We start from the raw sequence: 23,451 nt of genomic DNA, 5'->3' as shown, positions 1-23,451 counted from the left end.
GACGTGACAGACATGTCTGGCGACAACGACGGCGACATCGAGATCAAGTCGAAATCCGGGTTCCGGGCCACGCTCAGCCAACTCGGCCAGGTGCACGAGCAGATTCCGGTCAAGAAGGCCGATTCGGAGGGCGTGCGCAGCGCAGCGGAGTCCGCGGCGAGCAACGGGGAGGCGGGCGCTCCCATCTTCACCGCGGTGCTCGCCGCTCTCGGTGAAGCGCTGAAAGGTCTCGGCGATCACATCGACGCCGCAGACTCCTCGGTCGGATCGGCACTGACCGATCTGACCTCACTGGTCGACGGCATGGAGGCCATCGACGACGACGGTGCGGCCAAGGTGCGGGAGTCCTGATGACCGGACCCGGATACTCGATCAGTACCGACAACGCGGTCGTCCAGGGCGGGTCCGATGCGGCGCGCTCCGAGCACGACGCGACGCGGGCGCGTCCCGGCATGGGACCGGGCAATGTCGACCCGCGGGTGTCGGCGGCCACCGACGACACGAACAAAGAGGCCGAGAAGCTGCGCCGCAAGGCCGGTGAGGGAATCGACAAGACCAAGGCCGATTCGCGGGGCAAGACCGACATCGACAACAAGGGCGCGGCCAACGTCAGCAAAGGGGCCAACCCCGCGGTCAGTGCGCTCGGCAAGGCCGGGCAGAGCCTGCTGGGGTCGCTGTCCAACATCGGCGGCGGAAGCGGAGGCGGTGGCACCCCGCAGATGCCGCAGATGCCCCAGATGCCGGGCGGGCTGCCGTCGATGATGGACCCGGCCAACTTCAAGTCGATGATCGACGGCACCGGCGACGGAAACAGCACCGGCGGGCTCAACATCGGCGGGCGCGGCAACACCGGCGTGGGTGGCCCCGGCAGCGTCGGCAGCACCGAGTTCGAGAAGACGCTGCTCGACCGCGCGCGGGAAGTCGTCGCCGCCGACATTCCGTACTCGTGGGGATCGGGAGACTTGAACGGGCCGACGTGCTCGGGAACCCGTGACGGCGGGGCCGCCGACGCGGCCGGTGACTATGCCAAGACCGGGTTCGACTGCTCCGGGCTGTCGCGCTACCTGATCTACCAGGCGTCGGGCATCGAGATTCCGCGGCTGAGCCAGGACCAGTACGCCAGCGGCATGGAGGTCTCCCCCTCCGACGCCCGGATCGGCGACCTGGTCTTCCCCGACTACTCGTTCAACGGCGGCGGCCCCGGACACGTGCAGGTGTACGTCGGCGACGGCAAGGTGGTGGAGGCCCAGCAGTCCGGAACCTCGGTGATGTTCTCCGACTGCCCGTCGGGGCGTTTCGTGCGCTACATCAACTCCTGACCCGCGCCGCGGGCGGTGCAACCGCCGCCGCTGGCCGATGATGGCCACCTAGTAGAGCCCAGTTCGAGGAGGGGAATCGTGACGGCTCCAGACATGCCTCCGGTGGTCACGCCGCATTCGCACGAGATCATGGGCGAAGACGGATGGCCGAAATTCTCCGAGACCGGAAACGTGCAGCTAACTCTGCAGCAATTCGAGGCCGCCGCGGCGTCGGTCGGCACCGAGAACGTGTCCATGACCATGTTCGCGCTCATCGAGGCCAACGCGACCGGACAGACTCCCGAGCGGCTGCTCGAAGACTTCACCGAGGATCAGCGCAAGGCGTTCGACCATGCTCTCGCGCAGCTCAACCAGGGCCAGTGCGCGTCGGTGGCCGCCCAAGACATCCTCAACACCAAGGTTCAGATCAACGGTGTCGTGATGGACCTGGAGGCCGCGGTGGAGCAGCTGATCGCCGAATACGGTGCAACCGGGCCGATGTCGCCGCGCTCGCAGCAGGAGTTCCAGCAGCGCTACCAGGATCTGATGGATCAGGCCAAAAGCAAGGTGGCCAGCCTCATGGCCAACCACCGCGACACCCAGGACGCGCTGGCCGCCAACATCCAGAAGGGCTCCACCCCAGAGGTTCCGGCCACGATGAACCCCGGCGACGGGGCCGCGCAGGTTCCCGGTATGCCCCCGGACGCACTCGGTGCCCTGGTGCAGCCGATCGCGGGCATCATGTCCAAACCACCCAACCTGCCGATGCCGAAGCTGGACCAGGCCGCGCAACCGGCGATCCAGGCCGCCCAGCAGGGACTCGGCGAGCTGATGAAGTCCGCGGGCAAGGGCGGCGGTGTCGCGGTGTCCAAAGACGCCCTGTCGAAGCTGGTGAGCAACACCGCCAACGCCAACCAGAAAGCCACCCTGTCGGCACCGAGCCCCGCGCAGGAGCGCACCGCCGAAACCGCGGCCAGCGGCCCCGGCAGCACCCGCGGGCTGCGTTCCCCGCTGTCGTCTTCGGCCCCGGACAACCAGCGCCATGACCCGGTGGTGTCGGCGGACACCGAGGAGCCCACCGAGGAGGTCACCGCGACCACGCCGACCGGCCCGGCCGACACCGACGGCCCGGACAGCTCGCAGCCCGCGGTCACGTTGTCCTCCGGCGGTACCGACGACGGCCCGTCCGCGTTGTCCGAACCCGGTGCCCGCACTCACCTGTCGGCGGGTGAGGCCACCAGCGGGGCGTCCACACTGTCGCACTCCCCGTCGTCATCGGCGGCGCAGTCCCCCGCTGCGGCCGGTGCGGGCATGGGCGGTGGGATGCCGATGATGGCCCCGATGATGGGCGGCGCGGCGGGCGCGGCCAGGGCCGCCGACGGCTCCTCGGGGTCGAAGACTGCGGCAGGAAGCTCCTCCGCACACCCGCCGCGGGCGTATGACCCGCGCGACCCGCACAAGGCGTCATCGGAACTCACTGACTTCGGGTCCGACCTCAAAGGACTCGACCACGCCACCGACAAGCAGCTCATCGCCGCGTCGGTGCTGGCGGGACTGGTGCGCGCACACCGCCGTGCGGGCGTGATCACCGAGATCGCCGTGGGCGTCAACGACACCGGTGCGGTGTTCGTCACCAGCGACGGCCTCGGGTTCTTGCCGCCGAAGGTGCGTGTGGCCTCCCACGTGCGCCCGCTGGTGATGTCGGTCCCCGACGCGTTCATCGCGCACTGGCTGGGATGTGGCCAGCCGTGGCGTCCGCTTCTGGAGGCGGTCGGGCAGCGCTACGTCGACGGGTTCGACGCGATCGTCACGACCGATCCCACCGCGGAGTCGCGTGGCGTGCTTGCGCTGGACAGCCAGCAGATCGACGCGGTGAACATCTCCGCCGGGACCGAGGACCGCGGGCAGGTCGACGCCGTCGACGCCGCCGATGTCGATGATGTGGTGGCGTACCTGGACGCGATGTGGGGGCCTGCCGACGCCGCGGCCGATGAGTTGTTCGAGCGTGTGGAGGCCGCCCGCTGGGATGACGGCGGCGACAGTGACGTTCAGCGTTACCGCCAGGCGTGGGCCGATTATCTGATCGCCGCGGCTCGTGCCGACATCGACGCCGCAAATCACGACGATGCGCGTTACGTGCTGCGGTGCGCGTTGCGTGTCCCGACCCTGTGAGGAGTGCCGATGACTGAGGTGCGCGTGTTCACGATCGGTGGTGTCCCGCTGGTGGAGCTGCGCGGTGCTGTGGACGAGAAAACCGGCGCTGACCTGGCCGCGAAGGTGATGGCTGCGATCAACCACGCCCATGACGGCACCACCAAGGCCCCGCTGAGTTTGCCGTCCCCGAGACTGCTGCGCGGCGGGTGAGCGCACAGCGGGGTGCGGTCCGACGACGTGCCACGTCCCGCATCCCGTGCGATAATCGCAGGTAAACCGGAAGATTCGGTACCCAGACTGATAGGAGAAGCCGATGTCCATCGTTGGAGTTGACGGATTCGGGACGGTGATCGGCCAGGTGGCCGGGCTGGTCTCGGAGACCACCGGGTTCGCTGCCGCGTCGAGCGCGGCCACCGCGGCGGCCGCCGCGGTCACCCCGCCGGGCAACGACGCCGACTCGGTCAGCGCGGTCGCCCAGCACAACGTCACCGTGGCGCAGTTCGTCGCGATGATGGGGCTGGGAATCGAGCAGCTGGGTGAGCGCGCCGGGGAGACCTCGGTCAACAGCGCCACTTTCGAGGCCCTGCAGGACATCGGATCGGCGGCTGTCGCCGCGATCTGATCGCACCGCATCTCGACGAAAACGCCGCTCGCCACTGCGCGGGCGGCGTTTTCGTTGTCCGCGCCGCGCGTCCGGCGGCCGCGGTCTGCGCCGTAACCTGCGACGCAGCAGGAGACGGTGGCCGTTTCCGCTACCGATCGTGAGGAGTTGTCGTGCGTCAGATGTGGGAGCTGCCGGGTCCGACCCTGCTGCAGCGTGCCGGGAAAGCCGCGGTGGCCATTGCGCTGGTGTGGGCGCTGGCGGCGGTGCCGCTGACCGTGTGGCTGGCCACCCGCGAGCGTCCACTTCCGCCCGCGCCGCCGACGCGGCCGCTGTCGGCCATGGAAGCCGCCGCCGTGCGCGCCAGCGCACAGTCGCTGGCCACCGATCCGGTCAAGGTCGAGTCGACGGTCACGACCGCCAACGCACAGCTGCAGGTCAGCCAGGTCGTCGACGTGTCGCGGGCGGTGTCCTACGGCGATGTCACGTCCCAGTCGCATCACGGCGATCTGATCGTGGTCAGCGGGCACACCCTGCTGCGCGGCTCGCCGCAGTTCTGGGCCAGCGTGGGCATCCCGACCTCCGAGCCCGGCTGGATCGACGTCGACGATCGCCTGGGCGTGATCCCGTTCCCGATGCTGGAGGCGGTATCCCAGCTCGATCCGACCGACGAGACCTACGTCGATCACGCCGAGGCGGGTGCGGAGACCGTGACGTTCCACAGCGGTGATCTGGCCGCGGTGTTCACCGAGGCCGGAATCGCCGAGATGACGGTCGGCGACCGAGAGGGCAAGCTGTCACCAGCACCCGGCGACGCCACCTCGTCGCTCAACGCGGCGGCGAACACGACCGTGCCCACCACGAAACTGATCGGAGCCTCCGGCGCGTTGACCGTATCGGTGGCCCCACCCGCTCCCCCGGCACCGGAGAGCGGCAACTAGAACGAGAGGTACCCATGCCCATGCACCCGTGGGGCGCATCGCGCCCGGAGATGAACTCAGGAGTCATCGAGACCGGTTCCACCTCGGCGACGTGGATGGCGGCCTCGGCGGCGTGGATGGGCCTGTCGGACGTCGCGATGGTCACGATGGGCATCGTGGGCGCGCAGATGTTCGCGTCCACTACCACGATCTCCGGCATCAGGTCGCTGACCCATGAAGCAGCCACGCCGCCGTTTCTGGCGTGGCTGGCGACGATGGCCGGGATCGCCGCCAAGCAGGCCGCGGTCACCGAGATCGTGGCCGGAAGCTACGGCATGACGCGCAGCTCGATGATTCCGTCGGTGCAGTCGATCACCAACCGCGTCAACGAGCGTGCCGCCGAAGCCACCAACTTCTTCGGCCAGAACACCCCGCTGATCGCCGAGTTGAACACTGAATACGCCGAGTACACCGCGCAGAACGCCGCGTTGGGCACCACCTACGGGGAGGTGATCACCGCGGCCACGCTGCCCACACCGATCCCTCCTCCGCCTCCGCTGGGCAGCCTCGCCACAACCGCCGGTGACGCGGCCAGTTCACTGGGCGATGCCGCGTCGCAGATCGGCCAGGCCGCCCCGCAGGCGATGTCGCAGGCCGCCTCGCAGGGCACCCAGGGTGGTGAGATGAGTCAGATGTTCCAGGCCCCGATGCAGGCAGCCCAAAGCGCCGGTCAGGCGCTTTCGCAGGGGCCGCAGGGGCTTTCGCAGCTGATGCAGGCCCCGGCTCAGGCGTTCGGCCAGATTTCCAGTCTCGGCTCGCTGATGAACGGCGGCTCCACCGGAGACTCGTTCTCCCCGGCGCTGGGCACCAGCGGTGGTGGGCTGCCGCTGGGCGCGCACTCCGGCCTGGGATCGGGGGCTGGAGCCGGTTCCGGCGTGGGTTCGGGCGCGGGTGCCGGTTCCGGGCTGGGTCAGCTCGCCCGCGCCGGTTCGTCATCCTCGGCCATGTCGAAGAACCCGGTGCTTTCCGGCATCTCCACCGCGCAGGAGAAAACGGCCACGTCGACCGGCAGCGGAATGGGCCGCGGCGGCATGATGCCCGCTCACGGTGGGCATCCGTCCGGATCGTCGCGACGCGCACGCGATGCTTCGATCGTCACGGCCACGACCAGCGCTCCCCCGTCGGCACGCCGCGAGGCCAAAGGCGCTGAGCGCGACCTGTTCAGCTGACCAGTCTCAGCTGCCCGAGTTCGGTCACCGGAGGTTGCGGATCGGCCGGGGCGAATACCGCCGCGATGGCCTCGTCGACGGCTGTCCGGGCCGCCGAAGTGACAGCGGCGCGTACCCGCTCGGCCGCATCCGATGACGCGGTGATCCATGTGCGCTCCCGGATCATCCCGGCAGTGACTTTGGCCGCTTCGGCGGCTGCCGCTGCAGCCGCGGCGGACACGCCCTCGGTGGCCTCGATCAACAGACCGGCCGCGGCAGCGGCGGCGGCCTCGGTGACGTTGGCGACCACGTCGTCCATCACGGTCTCGACGAGGCCGTAGAACAGCGCGTGGTGTTTGCGCACCGAGCAGTGCGTCACCGTGACCTTGGTCCCGGCCGGAAGCGCCACCGCGTAGCCAGAGGCGATTGCGATCGGAACCCCGTGATCGACCAGAACCCGCAGCGTGATCCGTGTTTCGTCGCCTTCCACGACGTCCTGGTCGACGTGGCCGATGGTGGCCTCGCGCAGCGTGAGCGATCTCGACTCCTGGATGCCGGAGACGGTGTCTGTCACGTCCTCCCATTCGGGTGTGTGCACGTTGATCGTCACCGGAACCTGCCGGTTGAGCGGCTTCGGAGTCACCAGTGACAGCGCGGCCAGCTCGTTGCTTCCGATGGCCGACATCGCGATGGCGTCGTCGAGGGCGATGTCGTCGCGCAGGGTCTCCCCCTCGCCCGGCTCCCAATGGGCCGCGGCCACGGCGAAGTCGCGGTGGCCGTAACGGGTTGCGGTTCCGGGGATCAGGACATTGGTGCGGGTGCGGTCGTAACGTCCGATGTCCCCGGCACGCTCACTGCTGAGTTGACGCACCGCGGGGGCCACGATGAAGTTGCGCAGCGGAACCGTGGTGCGCAGCGACAGGTCGATGTCGCCGTCCCCGGCCAGCTCCCGCGACATCGCCGCGACCCACGAGGCGATCGAGCCTGCGCACATGTCCAGCGCGTCGGCGACGATGTGCATCGGCCAGCTCCCCGGCGCGGCGTAGACGCTGACCGGGGCCGCGATGCGTGCCGCCCATGCCGCCGACACCATGTCGGGTCCGGCATCGGCCACGATGGGGACCGGTGTGCCGTTGATCGACACCGTGGACGTGGCGTGCAGCCATTCCCCCTGCCCGCCATCGTCGATCAGCCGCATCCAGTCGGAGATTCGACCGCCTTCGGCGAGTTTCTCCCGCGCGGTGATGGTGGCCATCTTCTTGGACACGGGGAAGTCCTCGGCGGTGAGTTCGATCTGCTCGCACATCGACACCAGCACCCGAAGCTGCAGCCGCGACAGCATCAGTAGCGGCTCCAGCCGGGTGTCCTGGCGCATCCACCGCGTCAGTGACGGCGTCAGGCGGTCTTCGGCGAGGGCCGTGGCCAGGCGGTACGCCTGGTCGAGGACGTCGTCGCCTCCTTCGCGCCGCCCGGTGAGGCGCTCACGTGCCGTACGAGGACGTGACAGCATCTGGTTCAGCCGCCGCTGGCCGAGCAACATCGCAGCTGCACGGTTGAGCAGCGCGTAGGTCAACCGCACGCCCCGCAGCGGCGAGAAGTCGACCGTGTGCGGGTCGGCACCGCCCATCACCATGGCCAGCGCGCCCTCCGCGGTGACATGGCTCGTCACGAGGAACAATTCCGAAGGCGTGGACTTCGCGGTGTCCACCGGCGTCAACGTCTGCATGAGACAAGAAAAGCACGTCTCGGGGGCCTACCGCGCCGCGCAGAGGCGACACGCCGAAACGGCTCTACCCTCCGCGTATGGACTTCATCGACGCCCCCGCCAAGCAGACGCGGCTGCTGATCTACACCGTGGTATCCGCGGTCGGCCTCATTGATCGAAGTGGAAAAGGGGTCGTTCTCGACTTGGACCTCTTGGAGCCGCGGCGGCAGCCATCGCCGGGCGCGCAGAAACAGGCCGTGGCTGAGCTTCTGGCGCAGGTCATGTCCAAGGTCGACCGGGTGATCCGCGCGCAGACCGAACCGCCACCGACCAGCCCAGCAGTCCTGGCACGCAAGGCGGTCGCCCGCGGCGAGCGCACCGAGGTGGTGCTGGGACGCGAGCGCCGGTACGCACCTGGACCGGGGCTGGAGACGTTTATCGAAGCAATGGTCGTCGACGCCTGCGAACGCGCCGAGAAGTCCTGACTGCACACCCACTAGACGCAAGGAGTGCCCATGACCGGCCCCAACAGCGGAACTAACCCGCCGAACCAGACGGCCCAGCCGCGCGGCTGGGAGATGGTGGAGAAATACGCGGGCGTCTCCAAGCCATCAGTCGATGAGCTACGTCAAGGAAACGTCACGAAGGGCCTCAAGGCCATCGGAAAGGACCAGTGGAACGCCGGGCAGCGGGCTGCAGGAAAGATTGGCGACGCGGCGGCGCACGCCGCACCTACCGCGCTCGGAAAAGCGGGCGTGAAGGCCGCGGCCAAGGCAGTTCCGGTGCTTGGGTCTGCATACGCCGCATACTCCGCGGTCAGTCACTTCAAAGACGGCGATGTCGTTGGTGGCCTGCTCAACGTCGTCGGCGTTGTTCCCGGCCCGATCGGCTGGGTCGGCCTCGGACTCAGTACCGCCTGGGACATCTTCGGAGGCGGAAGCGGTTACGGCATGTGGGATGCGCCAGACGGCACCTCTACGCACATGCTTCCCGCGGCCGCCGCGGATGAAGCGGGCGTGGCCGATGTCGATGCGGCGTTGACCGCCGCTCAGCGGGGTGTGTTCGCGTTCCAGGATGGGCCGCAGGGGAGCGTGTGGAATTCGTCGCCGCCGGACCCGTTGCGGCTGGACACCGATACCGTCCAGGCTGCGGTGAAAAACCATCTGCAGGGCATCGCCGACGTTTTCGCCCAGATCGACCAGTTGATGAAAAACAGCGGTGAGCCCTACCTGATGCAGTACCGCCAGAAGCTCCAGCCACATTTCGCCGCCATGGCGAAGCTGCCGGACCGGGCGAAGGACATCGCTGACCAACTCACCGCGGCTTCCGACGGAGCGCAGTCCGCTTACCAGGCGGTCACCGCGGCCAACCGCGCGGCTCGCTCGCAACTGAGCACCGACGGTAGTCTGACCGATCCCGGACCTGCCACACAGATGAGAACGCAGCTGGAGAAGGCCGGTTCCGTGATCGGTCAGGCCAACGAGAAGCTCGCCAACGTGTTCTCCGACTCCCCCGCTGCGCCGCTGGTTCCAAACTACGGCACCCCCGGACGCCACCGTGACACGACGAAGGACAAGGGCACGGAGAAGCCGAAGGTGGAGCCGAAGCCTACTGTCCCGGCCGCGCACAAGCCCGACACGAAGCCCACCGACACGAAGCCGACCGTGCCGTCGATGCCGAAGGCCCCCGCTATGCCCAACCTGGGCGGTATGCCCCGCATGGGCGGCAACCCCGGCAACTCGCTGGGCACCCCGCACAGCGGTGGCGGCGGCCCGAAGCCGCTGCTGGGCGAGCAGTCGCGGCCCAAGCACGAGCCGAAGCCGCTGCTCGACGACGAGAAGAAGGACGAGAAGCCCAAGGACAAGCCGAAACTCAGCACCGCGACGGACGCCGCCAACCGCAAAGCCGCGGCCGCGAAGCCGGGCGAGGAGAAGAAGCCGGAGACCAAGGCCGGTCCGCAGAAGGCGGCTGCCCCGAAGCCGGGCGAGAAGCCGGAGGCGAAACCGGACGGCCCGAAGGAGGTCGACGTGAAGGGCAAGAAGGTCGCGTTCCCCGACGCCAAGACCGCGAAGATGGCGCAACTCCTCAGCGGTGCAGACCCCGCGCACCCGATGTCACTGTCGGACGCGGCGGCGAAGGCTGGGCTCACGCCGCCGGTTCCGGGTCACGATCCCGGCCAGCAGGTGCCGCCGACGGACGCGCGTCCCGGTGACGTTCTCGTGGCTGGTGACCGGCAGTTCATGGTGCTCGGTGACGGCCAGTTCTACGACCTCAGCGAATTCAAGATCGTTGGCGCGGACGCGCTGCCCGCAGACCTCGGCGATCGCGGCGGCTATTTCCGGCTGCCCGATGCCGGTGACGCCGCCGCGTCGCCGGTGTCCGGACCCACCGACGACCCCGCGGCGTTCGCGGTGCCGGGTGGCACCCCACCCGCTGCGGAGCCGAGCGACGCCTCCGCTGCGCCGCCGCCCGCACCGGGCGCGGTTCCCGGTGCCGCGCCGCCGTCGCCCGCTGGTCCGGGATCGGTGCCGTCGCAAGGCACGCCGGGTGTGCCCAGCGAAGGTGATGGCGGAGGCCCGGCCAACGCCGAGTCCACCGACACCGGCGGGGTTGACGCGGTGCCGTCGACCGGTACGTCGGCGATGGACCCCGGCGCGGTGAAGTAGCTAGGAGAAGTAACCGATGACGATCGACGCCAATTTCGAGCCTCTGGACGACGGAGTCGATAAGGCCAACAACGCGTTGCCGCCGGGGACACGTCCGCAGGGTCCGGCCAACGTCGACCCGCGGGTGGCCGATGCCACCGGGCAGACGAACGAGGAGTCGGAGAAGCATCGCAAGGAGGTCAAGGAGCGCACGGAGAAGACCGGCAAGTTCAGCCGCGGGCTCAACGACATCGACCAGCAGGGCAAGAAGTCGGTGGCCGGAGTCGACAGCAAGGGTCCGGCCTCCAACCGTGGAGCGATGCCCCAGATGCCGCCGATGCCGCAGCAACCTGCTCCCGCACCGTCGCCGTCACCAGCCCCGGCACCTTCGTTCAACCCGCCTAGCGTGCCCGCGCCCAGCGGGCTGACCAATATCGACCCAGCGCTGCTGCAGCAGCTCGTCGAACTGTCGAACCAGCAGGCCGCCGCCGATGCCGCCGACGGCGTGACGCCGGGTGTCGACGATCCGTTCTCCGACGGCGCGGCCCGAAGCCCGCAGAACCCGCAGCCGATTGACGTATCCCAGGTGGCCTTGGACAAGTTCGGCCGCCCGTTGTCTGAGGCTGAGACCGCGGCGGTGATCGACCAGGCGCTGACGATCAACGGGGTGCCCGACGATCCCGCGCTGCGGGCGCAGTGGCATGAGCTGTACATGCACATGGCCCAGAACGAGTCCTCGCTCAACCCCGACGCGGTGAACCTCAGTGACTCCAACGCGACGGGTCCGACCGCGTCCGACGGTGCGCCGTCGAACTCCTCGCGAGGAATCTGGCAGTGCATCCCGTCGACGTTCGCTGCCTACCACATGGGCGGGACCAGCACGTCGATCTACGATCCGGTTGCCTCGGCGGCGGCCAGCATGAACTACGTGATGCACACCTATCACATCTCCCCCGACGGTGCCGGGCTGGCGTCGTTCTCCGCGCGCCAGGGCGTGGGAACCGGCAGTTACCAGGGCTACTGATCGCTGGCCGAACTTCTCTCGGCGTGTCGCGGCGCGCGACGGTGCATCATGCATCTGCGTGGGTAGCGTTCCGGCCATGAGCGCTGTATCCCACGAAGCTCTCGTCGGCCGCATGGCCGAATTGGGAGCGCACCTGCTGGAGCTTCGATCGGGTGAGAAGTTCCCAATCGCGAAGAAGTGGACGCTGGCCCCCGCACTGACCCCCGACGCGGCGATTGCGCATCTGAACAGCGGCGGAAACATCGGCGTCAACCTGCTGCCATCGCGGATGGTGGTGATCGACTCGGAGAACCACGTGGCCACCACAGCGCTGATAAATGCTGGATTCACTCCCACCGTGGTGCCCGCGAAGGCGCAGATGACCAGTGGACACAAGCGCGGCGGGGCGCACTTCTGGCTGCGCCTTCCCGACCTGCTCTCCGACCTCTTGGACTCGCAGGAGTTGAAATCGGACCTGCAGCTGCGTGTTGCGGGGCGCGGCCTGGTCGACGTGCTCGCCGGGGCCAGGCAGGCGGTCGCCCCGCCGTCAGCATTGGCTGAGGCGGGCGGCTTGCGCTATCTGCCCGCCACCGGCGGTGCACTCGACGTGACGAGCCCCACCGAGCTGCAGGTAGCCCCGGAGTGGCTGTTCGATCTCGAAGGGTGCTTCGACGACCCGCACACCATCGCCAGCTAGCCTTCCGGGGACGGCGTCTGTTCATCCGGCATGTCCTCGCCGGTACTGCCATCGCCGGGCGCAGGGTCTGCGGGCACGGGCGAGGGGGTGGCCGGTGGCGGCAGCGTCATCCGTTTCGCCTCCAGGCCCGCGTCCTGCAGGCAGGAGGACATCAGTTCGGTAGACAGAATCTCGCGGTAGTCCTCGTAGGGCACCTCGTAGCGCTGCGTCTGCATCCCCGCGGTGGCCAGCGCCGCCGCGGTGAGCCGGTACGGGTCGATGTCCACGCCGATGGTGTTGAGTTTCTGCACCTGTGCCAGCGGCGCGTCGTCGGCACGGTCCTTCTCGTCGAGACCCGCCGCGCGGTAGGCGGCGACGAAGCCGTCCCAGTCGCCCAGGCCCGCCATCCGGTAGAGGAACCACACGTGGGCAGTGATGACGCTGGTGTGCGGAGGAACAGCGTTGACCAGCATCTCGGCGTCGCTGTGCTCCAGTGACCCGTCGGCGTGAATCTCGATGGGAGACACGACCGTTGCGGGCGGTGTCACGTCCTCGTCGTCCTGCCCCTGATCGCCTCCCGGCTCCCCCTCGACCGGTGCGGGCGGCTGCGACGCGGCGGGCTTCGGCAGTGCGGAGACAGGTACCGGCTTGCAGGTGATGTCGGCGTCGCGGCCTGCATCGGCCAGGTCCGCCCCGGTGATGGCGTCGGGCTTCTTGCCGCCGCCGAACAGGTCGGCCACGTCGGAGATCACAGTCCCGACGATGGCCGCAGGGATCGCCACCGGCGCGGTGATCGCGACGAGCACCATGACCAGTACAACCAGCAGGGCGAACGCGGCGCTGACCGCCGCGAGCACCGCGGCGATGGTGCGCGCGCGCATCAGCCGCATCAGCAACAGTGGCGGCTGCTTGTCGCCCATCTGCCGGAACCGGCGCACCGCGGAGATGACGGGGCCGATCATTGCGCCGGTCCTGCCGGTCGCGGTGCGGGTGGCGGCGGCGCGCCACCGGGCGGCCCGCTGGGCGGCGGCCCCGGCGCAGGCGGGGCAGGAGGAGCGGCGGGAGGCTGTTCGGGTGTGGGCTTGTCACGCTTGGGCGGCGCGGAGTCGGGAAGGACTCCCTGCTGCCACGAGTTGGTGCGCCACAGCGTGATCACCGACGAGGCCACCGCGGCGATGGCCAGCATCTGCAGCAGTGTCTGCACCGAGAACCACACGGTCGGGTTCGTCCACGGCACAGAGACGACACGGGCGGCGAAGATGTTGTCGTCGTAGTAGGCGGTGACGAATCCGGCCACCACCAGCAGCGACGCCCCACCGGGCACGGCCGCGGCCACCACGACTGCGACCAGAAGCTGCCCGGCCAGCCAGTACCCGGCCGTGCGCGCCAACATCGTCGGGGTGTTCATGCAGGTCACGCTACGTGCTACATGCTGCGATACCGCCTGTGGCGCGGGCCGCGCCTCGCACCCGACCGCGGTGATCATCGGCATACGGTGGCGGCCATGAACATCAAGAACGCCATGCTGATTCCGGCCGTCGCCTCGATCGCCGTGGCCACCGCCGCGGTGTGCTTCGCCGACCCGAGCGACACCGGCGGGGACGACAACCGCTCGGTGGACGCCCAGGGAACCGTCACGGTCACCGCCACCGTTGCACCGGACCAGTGCGAGCCGGTTGCCGGGGGTCCGACCGCCACCGAGGCCAACGACTCCGGCGATAAGCCCGCGAACCCGGCCGACGCCGAAGAAGGTGCCGCTGACGCGGAAGGCACCGGAATCTCCACCAGCCGGTTCGACCCGTACACGTGTGCGCCGGTTCCGGCCTCCGACTCCGACCGCGACAAGCCGTCGGACAAGCCGGAGACGCCCCAGCAAGGCCCGGAGCACACCTACGAGCCGCCGCTGCAGAAGCTGCCCGCCGACTCGGGGGGCTCCGGCCCGGCGCACGGCCCGCTGTCGGACCCGACCACCACCAGCGTGCTGCCGCCGCTGCCGGGGCCGGGGAACTGACCGTGCCGGGCACCTCCTACCTTCCCTCCGTGCTGCTGGAGGCAGCGAAAGCTGCCGAGGAAGCCTGGACCGAAGCCTCATTCCGCATCGCGGAGGCTGTCGGGGTTTCGGTAGATGACGTCACTGACCATCATGTCGCGGTGGCAGTTCACGGCGGTCAGATCGTCTACATGGGCATCAGCGACCCGTTGCTGGCGCTACCGGCCGACGAGCTGGCCGACATCGTCAACGGACACATCGCCATCGCGTTCGGCAGTTGGCGTGAGCAGTTGAGGTCCGCGTAGGCGGGCCACCCAAGGAGACACCATGGCGACGATCACCATCAATGTGCCCGCCGACCGGATCACGGAGTACCTCGACCTGGTCCGCGCCCAGGTCGACGACGGGTGCTTGTCCGGGCACGTCGACCGGGACACCCACTGGGACATCGACTTCGACAGCGGAGAGACCGCTGACGATCTGCGCTGATTGGAGACCGACCATGACGCATTCCACCGACGAAGGTCTGATCGACGAGCAGCAAGCGTGGCGCTCCTTCGACCAGCTCAGCGAGTCGCTGTCGCCGGAGCTGACCGCGGCGATGCGCGAGGAGCTGCGGACCTACTTTGGCACGCACAGCCTGATCAACCGCACCACGCTGCTGCTCATGGCGATCGACCGCAAGGACGGCCTGGAATACGTCGGCGCGCTATGACGCCCTGTGAGCGGGCCGTTGCGCAGAGTTTCGTCGACTGGTTCAACGCCAGCTTCCGCCACATGGGCAGCGAATACAGCGGCCATGTCGAGGAGCATGTGCGCGTCTGGGCGTCTGCCCGCGCCGACGGCCGGGACTACGGCACTGTGATGCGGCTGTTCGAGACATCGCGGCTGGAGTTCAACACCGAGGGCCGCGTCGTCTACCGCGGCGGCGACAGGTGATGGCCGCCGAAGGCGATCCCCCACACTGCCCCAGCTGTGGCGCGAACGTCGATGACGACGGCCTGTGGGCCGGGCACTGCGCCGCGAATGGCGGTCCGCTTCATGCGTGCGAGGAATGCTTCGCGTGCTGCTGCGACGGAAGCTGCTGACGTCCGGGGCGGCTGAACCCTTCGGTGGCTAGGCGGATCGCTGCTCTCCGCGCCGATCGCGCATCACCTTGCGCCGCTCGCCTTTCGTCAGCCCACCCCACACGCCGTGCTCGATGCGGCCCTCGATGGCGTAGTTCAGGCACTCGGCGCGCACCGGGCAGCTCGCGCAGATGCGGCGCGCCATCTTGGTCTTCGCCTTGGCGTTTCCGACTGGCGGGAACCAGGCGTCGTTGGTCTGGTCCGCGAGACCGGCACACGCGGCGCGTTCCATCCACTCGGTGCTGAGCTTGGCCAGCCGCTCCCACTGCCACTGCCAGTGCCGTGACTCGGAGTCGTCTTCGTCGGCGTCCATGTCGTGGTCGATTACAGGTGCTGTCAACGTCTCCATATCAGAGACACTATCAGAGTCCGCTGACACCCGACGGTGGCGTTTTCTCCCGATCCCCGGCCGCCCCCATGTGCCCGCGCCGAGGACGTGACAGCCACGGCCGCTACACCTATCGGCTCGCGACCGGACGCACCTTGCCCACGTCGAGCATCCCCAGGCCCAACCTCGCGGTGCGACCGGCGCTAGGGCCGTCGAGGATGTCGATCAGGGCGACGAACCAGTCGAGGTAGGGGTGCTGTTCGTTGGTCACACGGAACCGGGTTCCTTCGGTGAACTCCCAGCCGGTCCCGTCGACGTAGTTCTCGGTGAACTCGTAGACCTCACCCTTGCGCATCTTCGCCATCGCGTCGCCCCTCGTCGTCACTGCGATCCTCCCAGCGGAACATCTTGTCGATGTTCATGTGCGCCCCACTGTGACCCGCAGGCAGCCCGCAGTGCACCGGCAGAAAGTCGTTCTTCGGGTACTTGCGCTGACACTTGGACATCGGCGTCATTCCTTCGGTCGCGGTGGCCGTCGCATCCACTGTGGATGCTGGTGCCGCGAGCGGCCGTGGCAGGCGCGCGAGGAACGGACTGACACAGGCCCCCGCCGTCTCGATTCAGCTGCGCGGCGGGATCAACGCAGTAGAGGTTGACGCCGCCGTGACGTGTGCTATGTTCTGTTTAACAGAAAAACTATCTATGTGCCAGAAGGTTGACCATGCCCACCTACCCCGGCTCCAACATCGTCGCCCCGACCGATCTTCGCCCCGGCACCACTGACAAGGAAGTCACGCACGTCAGGTTGTCCAGCCGGGTTGATCACGCCATCATCCTGCGTCCACTGCATAAAGGGGCAGTCAGAAACTTCCGGAGCCCAATCGACGGCGGCGCGTGGTACGTCTACGCCTGCGACATGTATGACCTGGCCACCGGGTCGATCGAGAGAACACTTGTCGGCAACCCCGCAATCGTCCCCTACCTCGATACGGCATTGCAGGGAGAGACGGTCACGGCCGGTACGGTCAAAAAGATCGGCAGTGGGCTCCTCCTCGAACCCCTGTCCGAAGGCGACCAGCGTCGCGCCACCGAAGCCGTTGACCGCCTCGGTTGGGGCACCTCGCCGAATTACAGTGCGCGCGTCGGCAAGCAGATCAAGGCGCTGCGAACCGCTGCGGGCGAGTCGCAGGAGCGCCTGGCGGAGTTCCTCGGGATGTCGGTCTCCGGCGTCTCCGACATCGAGAACGGCAAGCGCACGGTCAGCGTGGACACAGCCATGCGCACGGCGGTGTTCCTGGGGCTGCCAGTGGGCGCGCTGTTCTGACGCCAGCGGCGGCGTCTCAGCCCTGCCGCTGCTCCCACACGCGCATCTTGTCCGACCCCCGCGGGTCGACCCTGCGCCATGTCGCGTGCGGGCCGCGGTCTGCCGCCGCGAGCACCAGCGCCCGGTATCCGGCCACGGTGGTCCACCTCGTCGGTGTCGGAAGAACCGCGAAACTTCGGCCGTAATGCAACCCGGCCGCGTCCGGTGCCCAACCGATCGCAAGCGAGCCGTCCATCGCCCACGCCAGCAGATCGGGGCGAGTCACCGTCGCCGGGTAGGAGTTGCGGTCGGTGTCGATGCCACCGCACTTCACATCAGTGGCGGACACATCCTCGAATCCGGTCGTGGCGGAGAAGAACGCGTCGGTTCCCGCATCCCGTTCGATCAGGCCGGTGAACACGGTGCTGTTGTTGTGGATTCCCACCGTTGACATCGACTCTTGACCTTTGTCAAGTTTCGTCACACCCGGCAGCAGGGTGCGCAAAGGGTGAGTGTCGGCCAGACCAGCGGTCACCGAATCGGGGTCGTCAACCTTGCCCTTCGCGATTTCCAGCCCTTTGCCGACCCCGCGCTCCTTCAAGGTTTCGTCGATCATGTGCAGCGTCTTCGGATCGCGCCTCAGCTCGGCGATCATCGCGGAGATGTCGCTGTCACAGCCGATCTCGGGGCAGCCGTCGTCGCCGCTCCAGCGCAGCCACGCCTGGGTGCCGGACTTCTCCAGGACGTCCAACAGGCCCACCGCCGCCAGCACACCGGCAAGCGGTGACGACAACAGCCCCGGCAGACGCACCGTGTGGGCCACCTCCGGCTCGGTGAACCGCTCCGGGGTGGTCAGTGGGTCGGGAGCCGACATCGTGACCGGTGCACCGGCGGCGCGCGCCTGCACGGGCGACCATGGATACTTCGATGCGCGGTGGTCGCACCAGCGCATCACCGTCTCCAGCAGCGCCAGCCCCCACTGCCCGTAGCGGTCGCCGAGCCGGGCGAACGTCTCAGCGTGCGAGGAGATGCGCGCGTCCCCGCAACGGTCGGCGGTGCTGTCGGTGTGGATGATCACCGGGCGGCCGTGGGCGTGGTGGCTGACCACCACGTGCGCGGTGAGGTCGTCGGCAATATCGCTGACGCTGACCACTTCGTGCCGCCAGGTCCGCGGAAGCCCGGCCTGTTCCCGCATCCGCTGCCGCTCCGTGCTGGACCGCACGCGGCTCTTGGCCATCGCGACTTTCGCGGGGTCGCCGGTGGTGCCCAAGGCGCGCTGGAAGCGCGGGTCGGCCTTGCCGTCGTCGTGGCGGTGTCCGGCCTCGGCCAAAGCAGCCGCCACATCATCGTCGAGCGGCAGCACCGCGGCCGCCGCGGCGGTCCAGATACCTACCTGGTGGCCGTGCTCCCCCAGCTGTGCGCACCGGGTGCGGGCACCGTCGGTGAACTGGCCCACGGTGGTTCCGATGATCACCACGAACCACAGCTGGGGCTCATCGCTTCCGTTGCTGTACCGGGACGTCGGAAGGACAGTCACCTCCACATCGTCGGGAACCGCGTAGCGCTCACGAGCGGAATCGGCCAGTTCCTGCACCTCGGCGTCGTCGTTGAACGCCGCCTCCAACGTGCTGTGCAAGTCACCGTCGGCGATGAACCGGCCCTGCCCTCCGGCGACGGCCACGGCTGCACTGATGTCATCCACCGGACCAATGTCTTTGGGCTTCGGGATGTGGAATCCGGTCTCGTCGTAGCCGCCGATCGAGCTTGCCAGGACCAGCTGCGTTCCCGGCTTGATGTCACCGATCCTCTCGGGAACAGACCAGGTGCCGTCACCTCCGCGCACCCGCACCCGCCGCAGCGTGCCCGCACCGACGAAAGCCGCTTTCTCGTCGACATGTTCACCGACGTCGAGGTCGCTCATGCGGGTTTTGCTCGCAGTCGCCGTCTCCCCCTCCGCGGTGCGCAGCAGCTCCCGCAGCGACATGATCGGCACCGTGACGGTCTCGGCGTCCATCACAGACGCGTCGGCAAGCAGATCGAGGGTGTCGTCACGCCGCCACGCCACGGTCACGTCGAGGCTGCGATCGGTCTCCGGCCCATTGAGCAGCACCGACACATTGAACGGTGCGGGTGGGTCGGTGCGGGCCAGGTAGCGGGCCATGTCGACGTGAAACCGGCTGGTGCGCGACAGCGGCGGCTGGATGTCGCCCACCAGCGCGGTCACCTTCTCGATGAACGCGGCCAAGTCGTCGGGGCCGAACGGCACCGGACTGTCACCGCAGATCGTCTCGATCGCATCGAGCAGTGCCGCGGCCTCGCCCCACTGGACCACGTCGTACTGAGGTTCACCCTTCTCGGTGAGCCTCGGGTTGCCGTCCTTGTCCAGCTTTTCGATCGTGATCGGCTCGCCGACCAGTTCGCCGTAGATGGCGCGGGTGGCTTCGTCGAGACCGGCCCCCTTCATACGATCCTTCACGGTGGTGGTCTTCTTCGGGGGCGGCCCGGCGACCATCACCACCTGCGCCGCGGGCATGTCACCGCGGCGGTTGCAGCGGCCAGCCCGCTGCACCAGCGCCGACAGCGAGCACGGCTGTGTGATGACCTCAAAGCCGTCGAAGTCTGCGCCGACCTCCAGCGCCTGGGTGGTCACGGTGATCACGCCGCGTGCCACCGGCTGATCGGCTCGGTCGCCGCTGCGCATTTTGCCGTGGATGAGTGATACCGCGATGTCAGTCTTGGTGGTGGATTTGAGCAGTTTGGCGTACACGGCGCGAGCCATCCCGACTGAGTTGCAGAACACCAGAATGCCGTCGGTCCCGCCGACCGGGTCATCCCCACGCGCCAGGTCGCGTTCGGCGGCATCCAGGGCGACGGCGGCGATCGAGCCCACCAACTGGTCTCCCTGACGAGCCTCAGCCTGGTGCAGCTGCAGCGTCTTGGCTGCGCGGATGCGGCGTCCCGCCACCGGGTGGGCGCGGTCCTCGTCGTCGATGCCGCAGGCGGTGCCGAGTTCGACACCCGCCGGTGGAGTGGCCCCCAACATCACCACCTGGCTCACCGGAACCGTGGGCAGTGGGACCGGCGGCTCGTCGCCGACGCCGCTGCGGATCAGCGCACCGTCGCGCTGCACGGTCGCGGCCTGTCGCATCGCGGTGATGGCCGGGACCGACAGGTGCGGCTCATCCACGGCGACCACGGAGTCCATCCCGACAACTGCGGCGTGCATGGGAAGCATGGTCTGGCTCACGGTGACGCCGCGGAAGAAGAAGCGGCTGGCCACCTGGGTGACGGTGGCGCACGCGATCACCGCGCCGATAGGCCGAAGCCAGTCACCCGCGTCGCGTCGGCCGCCGTGGAACGCGCCCACCGCGATCACCGGCTCGAAGTCGCGGAACTCCTCGGGCACCAGAGCTTCCAGCGCGGCGCGGATGGGTCCGAGCACCGGGTCGGAGCTGTCAGCCCCGTTCACCGCGGCCGCGATCGCCTCAGCGGTCTCGGAGGCGTCGTCGGCGACCACGCGACGTTCCACGGCGTGGAAGAACCGCAGAGGGTAGCTGCGGCCCTTCACCCCGTTGTGGGCTACGTCGTGCGCCAGCGCGTAGGTGTGGGCGAGCATCGCGGAGGTCTTGCCCAGGCCGGTGGGCGCGGTCACCGAATCCGGGAACTCCCGGTGGGCGACCACGAAGTCGGCGAGACGCCGCTGCCAGGGAAACGGCGCGTATCCGAGCACCGCGGTGAAGAACTCGTCGAAGCTGGGGAAGCTCATCGGTTGTCCGTTCATGGTGGTGGTTGTCGGAGGCGGTGGGCGGTGGGCGTCAGGTGGCCGTTGCGTGGGTGCGGCGGCCGCGTACCGGGGCCAGCAGCCCGGCTCCGGTCTCGGGGAACCGTCCCGCCCGGATCGGCCCCGCCAGCGGCTCGTCACTGGTTGCGGTCACGTACCAGTGCCTGTAACCGGCACCGATGCCGTGGGCCGGAGACTGGAACTGCTTCCAGGGCGACGCGGTCATCGCCGCCAGGCGCAGCCCCACATCGGAGAGGAACACCTCCACTTCGCCGCGGGCGATGAACGGGTCGTGGTGCGCTACCAGCGAGGTGACCGACTCCCACTGCCTCGATGGGCCGGACCAGGTATCGGGGTCAAGGGCCGCGTAGCCGTCGGCCACGTCCGGGTCGAGAAGCCCGTCGAGCCGCACCACCGCCTCGTCCCGGTCGGCCCCGCCCAGGATCAGCCCACGTACCCGGCCCTCGCGGTTGCGGTCCAGCGCCGGATGCACGTCTACGTCGAGACCGTCGAGCAGCTCGGCGGTCTGCGCGTAAATGGCCGGGAACTCCTTCATCGACCGGACACCGCCGGTGAATGGGCGAACGATCAGTGACGGCAACGGCGGCGGTGGCGGGCCGATGGGCCGGTATCGGACCATCGGAACGCGCGGGTCGCCCCGCAGCGCCGCCCCGCCGTCGGCGAACATGTCGTCGTAGAAGCTCACCGTCGCCGGGGTCCATCCGCGCACCAGCACCCCAGCTGCGCCGCTGCGCTCGGGAACCCACACCGTCTCGTCCGCGTCGACCTGCGCTGTCAACTCATCGAGACCGGCTCGGTGGTCCGCAACGGTCACGGTGGCGATGTCGGTGGCCGAGCCGAAGTGGCCGATCAGTTCAGCGGCGGAACGCAATGCCGCCAGCGACGGCCCCGGAACCTCGGTGTCGATGAGGTAGCGGATCACATTGGAGCCGGTCAACAGCGACAGGGTGCGCGACTTGACGACCTTGTTGCGCGCGTCGACGCTGTGGACCGGCTCAATCACACTCGCGAGTTCGGCCGGTGTCGCTTCCTTTCCGGACCGGTCTTTCTCGGCCAGCTTCACCGTCCACGGTGACTTCGTGGTGAACCAGGCGGTGTTACCGGCCATCTCGACCGGCTCGCTTCCGGTGACGACGGCAGGCAGCGGAGCCGCGGTGAGCGCCTCTACCGCCGCCACCGCCGAGTCGGCGAGTGCGTCCGGTTCACCGTGGACGGGGCGCAACGCGTGCGCCCCGGCCAGCAGCGCGCCGATCAGCCGGGCCGGTGACGGGGGCCAGGCGGTCGTGTCAGGATCACCGGCTCGTCCGCGAAAGGTGTTGTTGTGCAGACGGATCGTGACATCGAGAGCCATCAGCTGTCGCTCTCTCCCTCGGACTTCTTCGCGGCGAGGGACTTGATCATCAGCTCCAGCACTGCGTCGGAGTGCCTCAGCTGGATCGGCTCAGCCTGCCCGAGACCGAGCCGGTCGAGGTCGTCCATCGCCGCCAGCAGCACGTCGCGCGCCGAGTCGGAGTCGACTTCCAGCAGCGACTTCTCCCCCGCGGTGGTGTGCGCGGGCCAGACGGTGGACTGCGGCCTGAGCGTGGTGCCCGAGCGCAGGAACGACACCTCGGTGGCGACCACGGAGGTGGCGTACATACCGGCAGCCGCCAGTGCCCGCACCGCCGCGGTGCGCTTGGCGGAGTCGGGGTCGTCGGCGAACCGGATGCGACGCATCCCAGCCAGCGACAGCGAGCTGCGCCGCAGGATCGTCTCGCAGGAGATGGCCGACGCCCCGACCGGGCCGGGCACGGTGCCCAGGCCCTGCACCGACGGGCGGTAGTCGCCCTTCGATGGCTTCTTGTCGAGCAGCTGCAGCTGGCCGTGCTTGTCGAAGCCGATGAGCAAGTCGTTGTACACATCGCCGATCACCGACCCCTTGGTCGTGCCGGTGGCCACGAGATGAGAGCCGAATCCGGTGACGCTGGCGGAGATTCCGCGAGCCAGTTTGGCGCGAACCCCGGTTCCGGAGTTGGAGTTCCAGAATCCGAACAGTGCACTGTTGAAGGCGTTGCGAATCAGCCAGGTGGAGTCGCACAGCGCGTCGGCGAGGATGATGTCGCGCTTGAGCGAGCTGCCGCCGCTCCACAGCTGCTTGCCGGTCTCGGGGTCGATGGCGTAGCGGATCACCGCATCGACGTGGCGGTGGCTCGCCGTCCAGCTCGACGCGGTCGCGTCGGCGATCTTGGCGATGGCGACCTCGACCTGCGTCTCGATGTCCGGCCCGGTGAACCCGTTCACTTTCCCGATCAGCGCGGCGATGTATTCGCGGTCCGGAGGATTGACGAAGATTCCGCCCCAGTCGATACCGTCGACGTCGAACAGGGCTTCGGAGAGCCGATGCGCTTCGGCCGCTTCGCCGTTGATCATCACCGCCATGCCGGTCTTCGGCTTACCGTCGGCGTCGCGGATGATCTCGTCGAACTCACCACTGGAGTCGCGCATCGGGATCGGAACGCCGTAAGACATGGCGATCTTGTCCTCGAAGGTGGGCTTTTCCTTGCCCTTGTCGACGCTGTAGGTCGCTGGGGCCACGGGTGAGTTGCGTCCAGTGGTCGGTACCAGCTCGGTCACGGTGCCGATGGCCCCGTACAGGTCGAAGTCGGCCGGGTTCTTGATGGTGGTCACGATGGTGTTTCTCCTTGTCGATGG

At 68.5% G+C, this 23,451-nt stretch carries 26 protein-coding genes; 17 read left to right on the top strand and 9 right to left on the bottom strand.

Translation table 11 applies throughout. The features are described from left to right. The first annotated feature begins 3 nt into the window (after positions 1 to 3). The 7 genes from B8W67_RS05895 (at position 4) to B8W67_RS21505 (ending at position 6,202) form a co-directional block, all read left to right on the top strand. Entirely contained in the window at positions 4 to 351 is a 348-nt protein-coding gene (locus B8W67_RS05895) for a hypothetical protein (protein ID WP_133056066.1), read from the top strand. Next, entirely contained in the window at positions 351 to 1,319 is a 969-nt protein-coding gene (locus B8W67_RS05890) for a C40 family peptidase (RefSeq protein ID WP_085302852.1), read from the top strand. Before B8W67_RS05895 ends, B8W67_RS05890 begins: the two co-directional genes overlap by 1 nt. A 78-nt stretch (positions 1,320 to 1,397) precedes the next feature. After that, the gene (locus tag B8W67_RS05885; protein WP_133056065.1) at positions 1,398 to 3,470 is read left to right on the top strand and encodes an OmpH family outer membrane protein; all 2,073 of its coding nucleotides are present in this window, start codon (positions 1,398 to 1,400) and stop codon (positions 3,468 to 3,470) included. A 9-nt stretch (positions 3,471 to 3,479) separates the two neighbouring features. Beyond that, on the top strand, positions 3,480 to 3,662 hold the full coding sequence (locus B8W67_RS05880; RefSeq protein ID WP_085302826.1) for a hypothetical protein: 183 nt from the start codon (positions 3,480 to 3,482) through the stop codon (positions 3,660 to 3,662). Between the two features lie 103 nt (positions 3,663 to 3,765). Further along, positions 3,766 to 4,074 (top strand): hypothetical protein, encoded by a 309-nt coding sequence (locus B8W67_RS05875; RefSeq protein ID WP_085302824.1) that lies wholly within the window; start codon positions 3,766 to 3,768, stop codon positions 4,072 to 4,074. Positions 4,075 to 4,226: 152 nt separating this feature from the next. After that, a complete protein-coding gene (locus B8W67_RS05870; RefSeq protein ID WP_133056064.1) occupies positions 4,227 to 4,994 on the top strand; it encodes a hypothetical protein in 768 nt (255 codons plus the stop codon). A 14-nt stretch (positions 4,995 to 5,008) separates the two neighbouring features. Continuing rightward, positions 5,009 to 6,202: a PPE domain-containing protein gene (locus tag B8W67_RS21505; RefSeq protein WP_085302821.1), complete on the top strand. Its 1,194-nt coding sequence runs from the start codon at positions 5,009 to 5,011 to the stop codon at positions 6,200 to 6,202. Here B8W67_RS21505 and B8W67_RS05860 read toward each other — a convergent pair. Further along, positions 6,195 to 7,907, bottom strand: a complete 1,713-nt coding sequence (locus B8W67_RS05860; RefSeq protein WP_085302819.1) for a hypothetical protein — start codon at positions 7,905 to 7,907, stop codon at positions 6,195 to 6,197. The two genes, B8W67_RS21505 and B8W67_RS05860, sit on opposite strands and share 8 nt — an antisense overlap. Before the next feature lie 77 nt (positions 7,908 to 7,984). Here B8W67_RS05860 and B8W67_RS05855 point away from each other — a divergent pair, with 77 nt between their 5' ends. The 4 genes from B8W67_RS05855 to B8W67_RS05840 all read left to right on the top strand — a co-directional run bounded on the left by B8W67_RS05855 (position 7,985) and on the right by B8W67_RS05840 (position 12,231). Beyond that, positions 7,985 to 8,371, top strand: coding sequence for a hypothetical protein (locus B8W67_RS05855; protein ID WP_085302817.1), 387 nt, complete (start codon positions 7,985 to 7,987; stop codon positions 8,369 to 8,371). Between the two features lie 30 nt (positions 8,372 to 8,401). After that, on the top strand, positions 8,402 to 10,552 hold the full coding sequence (locus B8W67_RS05850) for a hypothetical protein (RefSeq protein WP_133056063.1): 2,151 nt from the start codon (positions 8,402 to 8,404) through the stop codon (positions 10,550 to 10,552). Positions 10,553 to 10,568: 16 nt separating this feature from the next. Beyond that, entirely contained in the window at positions 10,569 to 11,555 is a 987-nt protein-coding gene (locus B8W67_RS05845) for a transglycosylase SLT domain-containing protein (protein WP_085302813.1), read from the top strand. Positions 11,556 to 11,631: 76 nt separating this feature from the next. Beyond that, on the top strand, positions 11,632 to 12,231 hold the full coding sequence (locus B8W67_RS05840; protein ID WP_085302811.1) for a bifunctional DNA primase/polymerase: 600 nt from the start codon (positions 11,632 to 11,634) through the stop codon (positions 12,229 to 12,231). Here the strand turns inward: B8W67_RS05840 and B8W67_RS05835 are convergent. Both B8W67_RS05835 and B8W67_RS21090 read right to left on the bottom strand, forming a co-directional pair. Further along, on the bottom strand, positions 12,228 to 13,172 hold the full coding sequence (locus tag B8W67_RS05835) for a hypothetical protein (protein WP_085302809.1): 945 nt from the start codon (positions 13,170 to 13,172) through the stop codon (positions 12,228 to 12,230). The two genes, B8W67_RS05840 and B8W67_RS05835, sit on opposite strands and share 4 nt — an antisense overlap. Then, on the bottom strand, positions 13,169 to 13,618 hold the full coding sequence (locus tag B8W67_RS21090) for a hypothetical protein (RefSeq protein ID WP_085302807.1): 450 nt from the start codon (positions 13,616 to 13,618) through the stop codon (positions 13,169 to 13,171). Before B8W67_RS21090 ends, B8W67_RS05835 begins: the two co-directional genes overlap by 4 nt. Positions 13,619 to 13,714: 96 nt before the next feature. Here B8W67_RS21090 and B8W67_RS05825 point away from each other — a divergent pair, with 96 nt between their 5' ends. Genes B8W67_RS05825 through B8W67_RS05810 form a run of 5 tightly spaced genes read left to right on the top strand, consistent with a single transcriptional unit; the run spans position 13,715 to position 15,139 of the window. Beyond that, complete coding sequence (locus B8W67_RS05825; protein ID WP_133056062.1) at positions 13,715 to 14,221, top strand: hypothetical protein; 507 nt, start codon at positions 13,715 to 13,717, stop codon at positions 14,219 to 14,221. Between the two features lie 29 nt (positions 14,222 to 14,250). Continuing rightward, positions 14,251 to 14,505 (top strand): hypothetical protein, encoded by a 255-nt coding sequence (locus B8W67_RS05820; RefSeq protein WP_085302917.1) that lies wholly within the window; start codon positions 14,251 to 14,253, stop codon positions 14,503 to 14,505. 22 nt (positions 14,506 to 14,527) lie between these two features. Then, on the top strand, positions 14,528 to 14,689 hold the full coding sequence (locus B8W67_RS20750; protein WP_163797097.1) for a hypothetical protein: 162 nt from the start codon (positions 14,528 to 14,530) through the stop codon (positions 14,687 to 14,689). Between the two features lie 13 nt (positions 14,690 to 14,702). Further along, positions 14,703 to 14,915, top strand: coding sequence for a hypothetical protein (locus B8W67_RS05815; RefSeq protein ID WP_085302804.1), 213 nt, complete (start codon positions 14,703 to 14,705; stop codon positions 14,913 to 14,915). Further along, positions 14,912 to 15,139, top strand: coding sequence for a hypothetical protein (locus tag B8W67_RS05810; RefSeq protein ID WP_085302802.1), 228 nt, complete (start codon positions 14,912 to 14,914; stop codon positions 15,137 to 15,139). The genes B8W67_RS05815 and B8W67_RS05810 overlap by 4 nt, the downstream gene beginning before the upstream one ends. Positions 15,140 to 15,316: 177 nt before the next feature. Here B8W67_RS05810 and B8W67_RS05805 read toward each other — a convergent pair whose 3' ends face one another. The 3 genes from B8W67_RS05805 to B8W67_RS20745 form a co-directional block, all read right to left on the bottom strand. Next, positions 15,317 to 15,676: a WhiB family transcriptional regulator gene (locus B8W67_RS05805; protein ID WP_085302800.1), complete on the bottom strand. Its 360-nt coding sequence runs from the start codon at positions 15,674 to 15,676 to the stop codon at positions 15,317 to 15,319. 109 nt (positions 15,677 to 15,785) lie between these two features. After that, positions 15,786 to 16,019: a hypothetical protein gene (locus B8W67_RS05800; protein ID WP_085302799.1), complete on the bottom strand. Its 234-nt coding sequence runs from the start codon at positions 16,017 to 16,019 to the stop codon at positions 15,786 to 15,788. After that, positions 15,997 to 16,161, bottom strand: coding sequence for a hypothetical protein (locus tag B8W67_RS20745; RefSeq protein ID WP_165757310.1), 165 nt, complete (start codon positions 16,159 to 16,161; stop codon positions 15,997 to 15,999). The genes B8W67_RS05800 and B8W67_RS20745 overlap by 23 nt, the downstream gene beginning before the upstream one ends. A 215-nt stretch (positions 16,162 to 16,376) precedes the next feature. Here B8W67_RS20745 and B8W67_RS05795 point away from each other — a divergent pair, with 215 nt between their 5' ends. Beyond that, positions 16,377 to 16,979 (top strand): helix-turn-helix domain-containing protein, encoded by a 603-nt coding sequence (locus B8W67_RS05795; RefSeq protein ID WP_085302798.1) that lies wholly within the window; start codon positions 16,377 to 16,379, stop codon positions 16,977 to 16,979. Between the two features lie 16 nt (positions 16,980 to 16,995). On the opposite strand, the gene cas3g is transcribed toward B8W67_RS05795, so the two are convergent. From cas3g to B8W67_RS05780, 3 genes are read right to left on the bottom strand one after another with little or no spacing between them, the layout of a single operon-like run. After that, positions 16,996 to 20,724, bottom strand: coding sequence for a type I-G CRISPR-associated helicase/endonuclease Cas3g (cas3g, locus tag B8W67_RS05790; RefSeq protein WP_163797100.1), 3,729 nt, complete (start codon positions 20,722 to 20,724; stop codon positions 16,996 to 16,998). A 49-nt stretch (positions 20,725 to 20,773) separates the two neighbouring features. Beyond that, entirely contained in the window at positions 20,774 to 22,111 is a 1,338-nt protein-coding gene (locus B8W67_RS05785; RefSeq protein ID WP_085302794.1) for a hypothetical protein, read from the bottom strand. Then, on the bottom strand, positions 22,111 to 23,427 hold the full coding sequence (locus tag B8W67_RS05780; protein WP_085302792.1) for a type I-G CRISPR-associated protein Cas7: 1,317 nt from the start codon (positions 23,425 to 23,427) through the stop codon (positions 22,111 to 22,113). Before B8W67_RS05780 ends, B8W67_RS05785 begins: the two co-directional genes overlap by 1 nt. Between the last annotated feature and the right edge of the window lie 24 nt (positions 23,428 to 23,451).

It is taken from the genome of Mycolicibacillus koreensis, from assembly GCF_002104795.1.
GTDB classification, from domain to species: domain Bacteria; phylum Actinomycetota; class Actinomycetes; order Mycobacteriales; family Mycobacteriaceae; genus Mycobacterium; species Mycobacterium koreense.
This window is presented reverse-complemented; position numbering and strand designations above follow the sequence as displayed.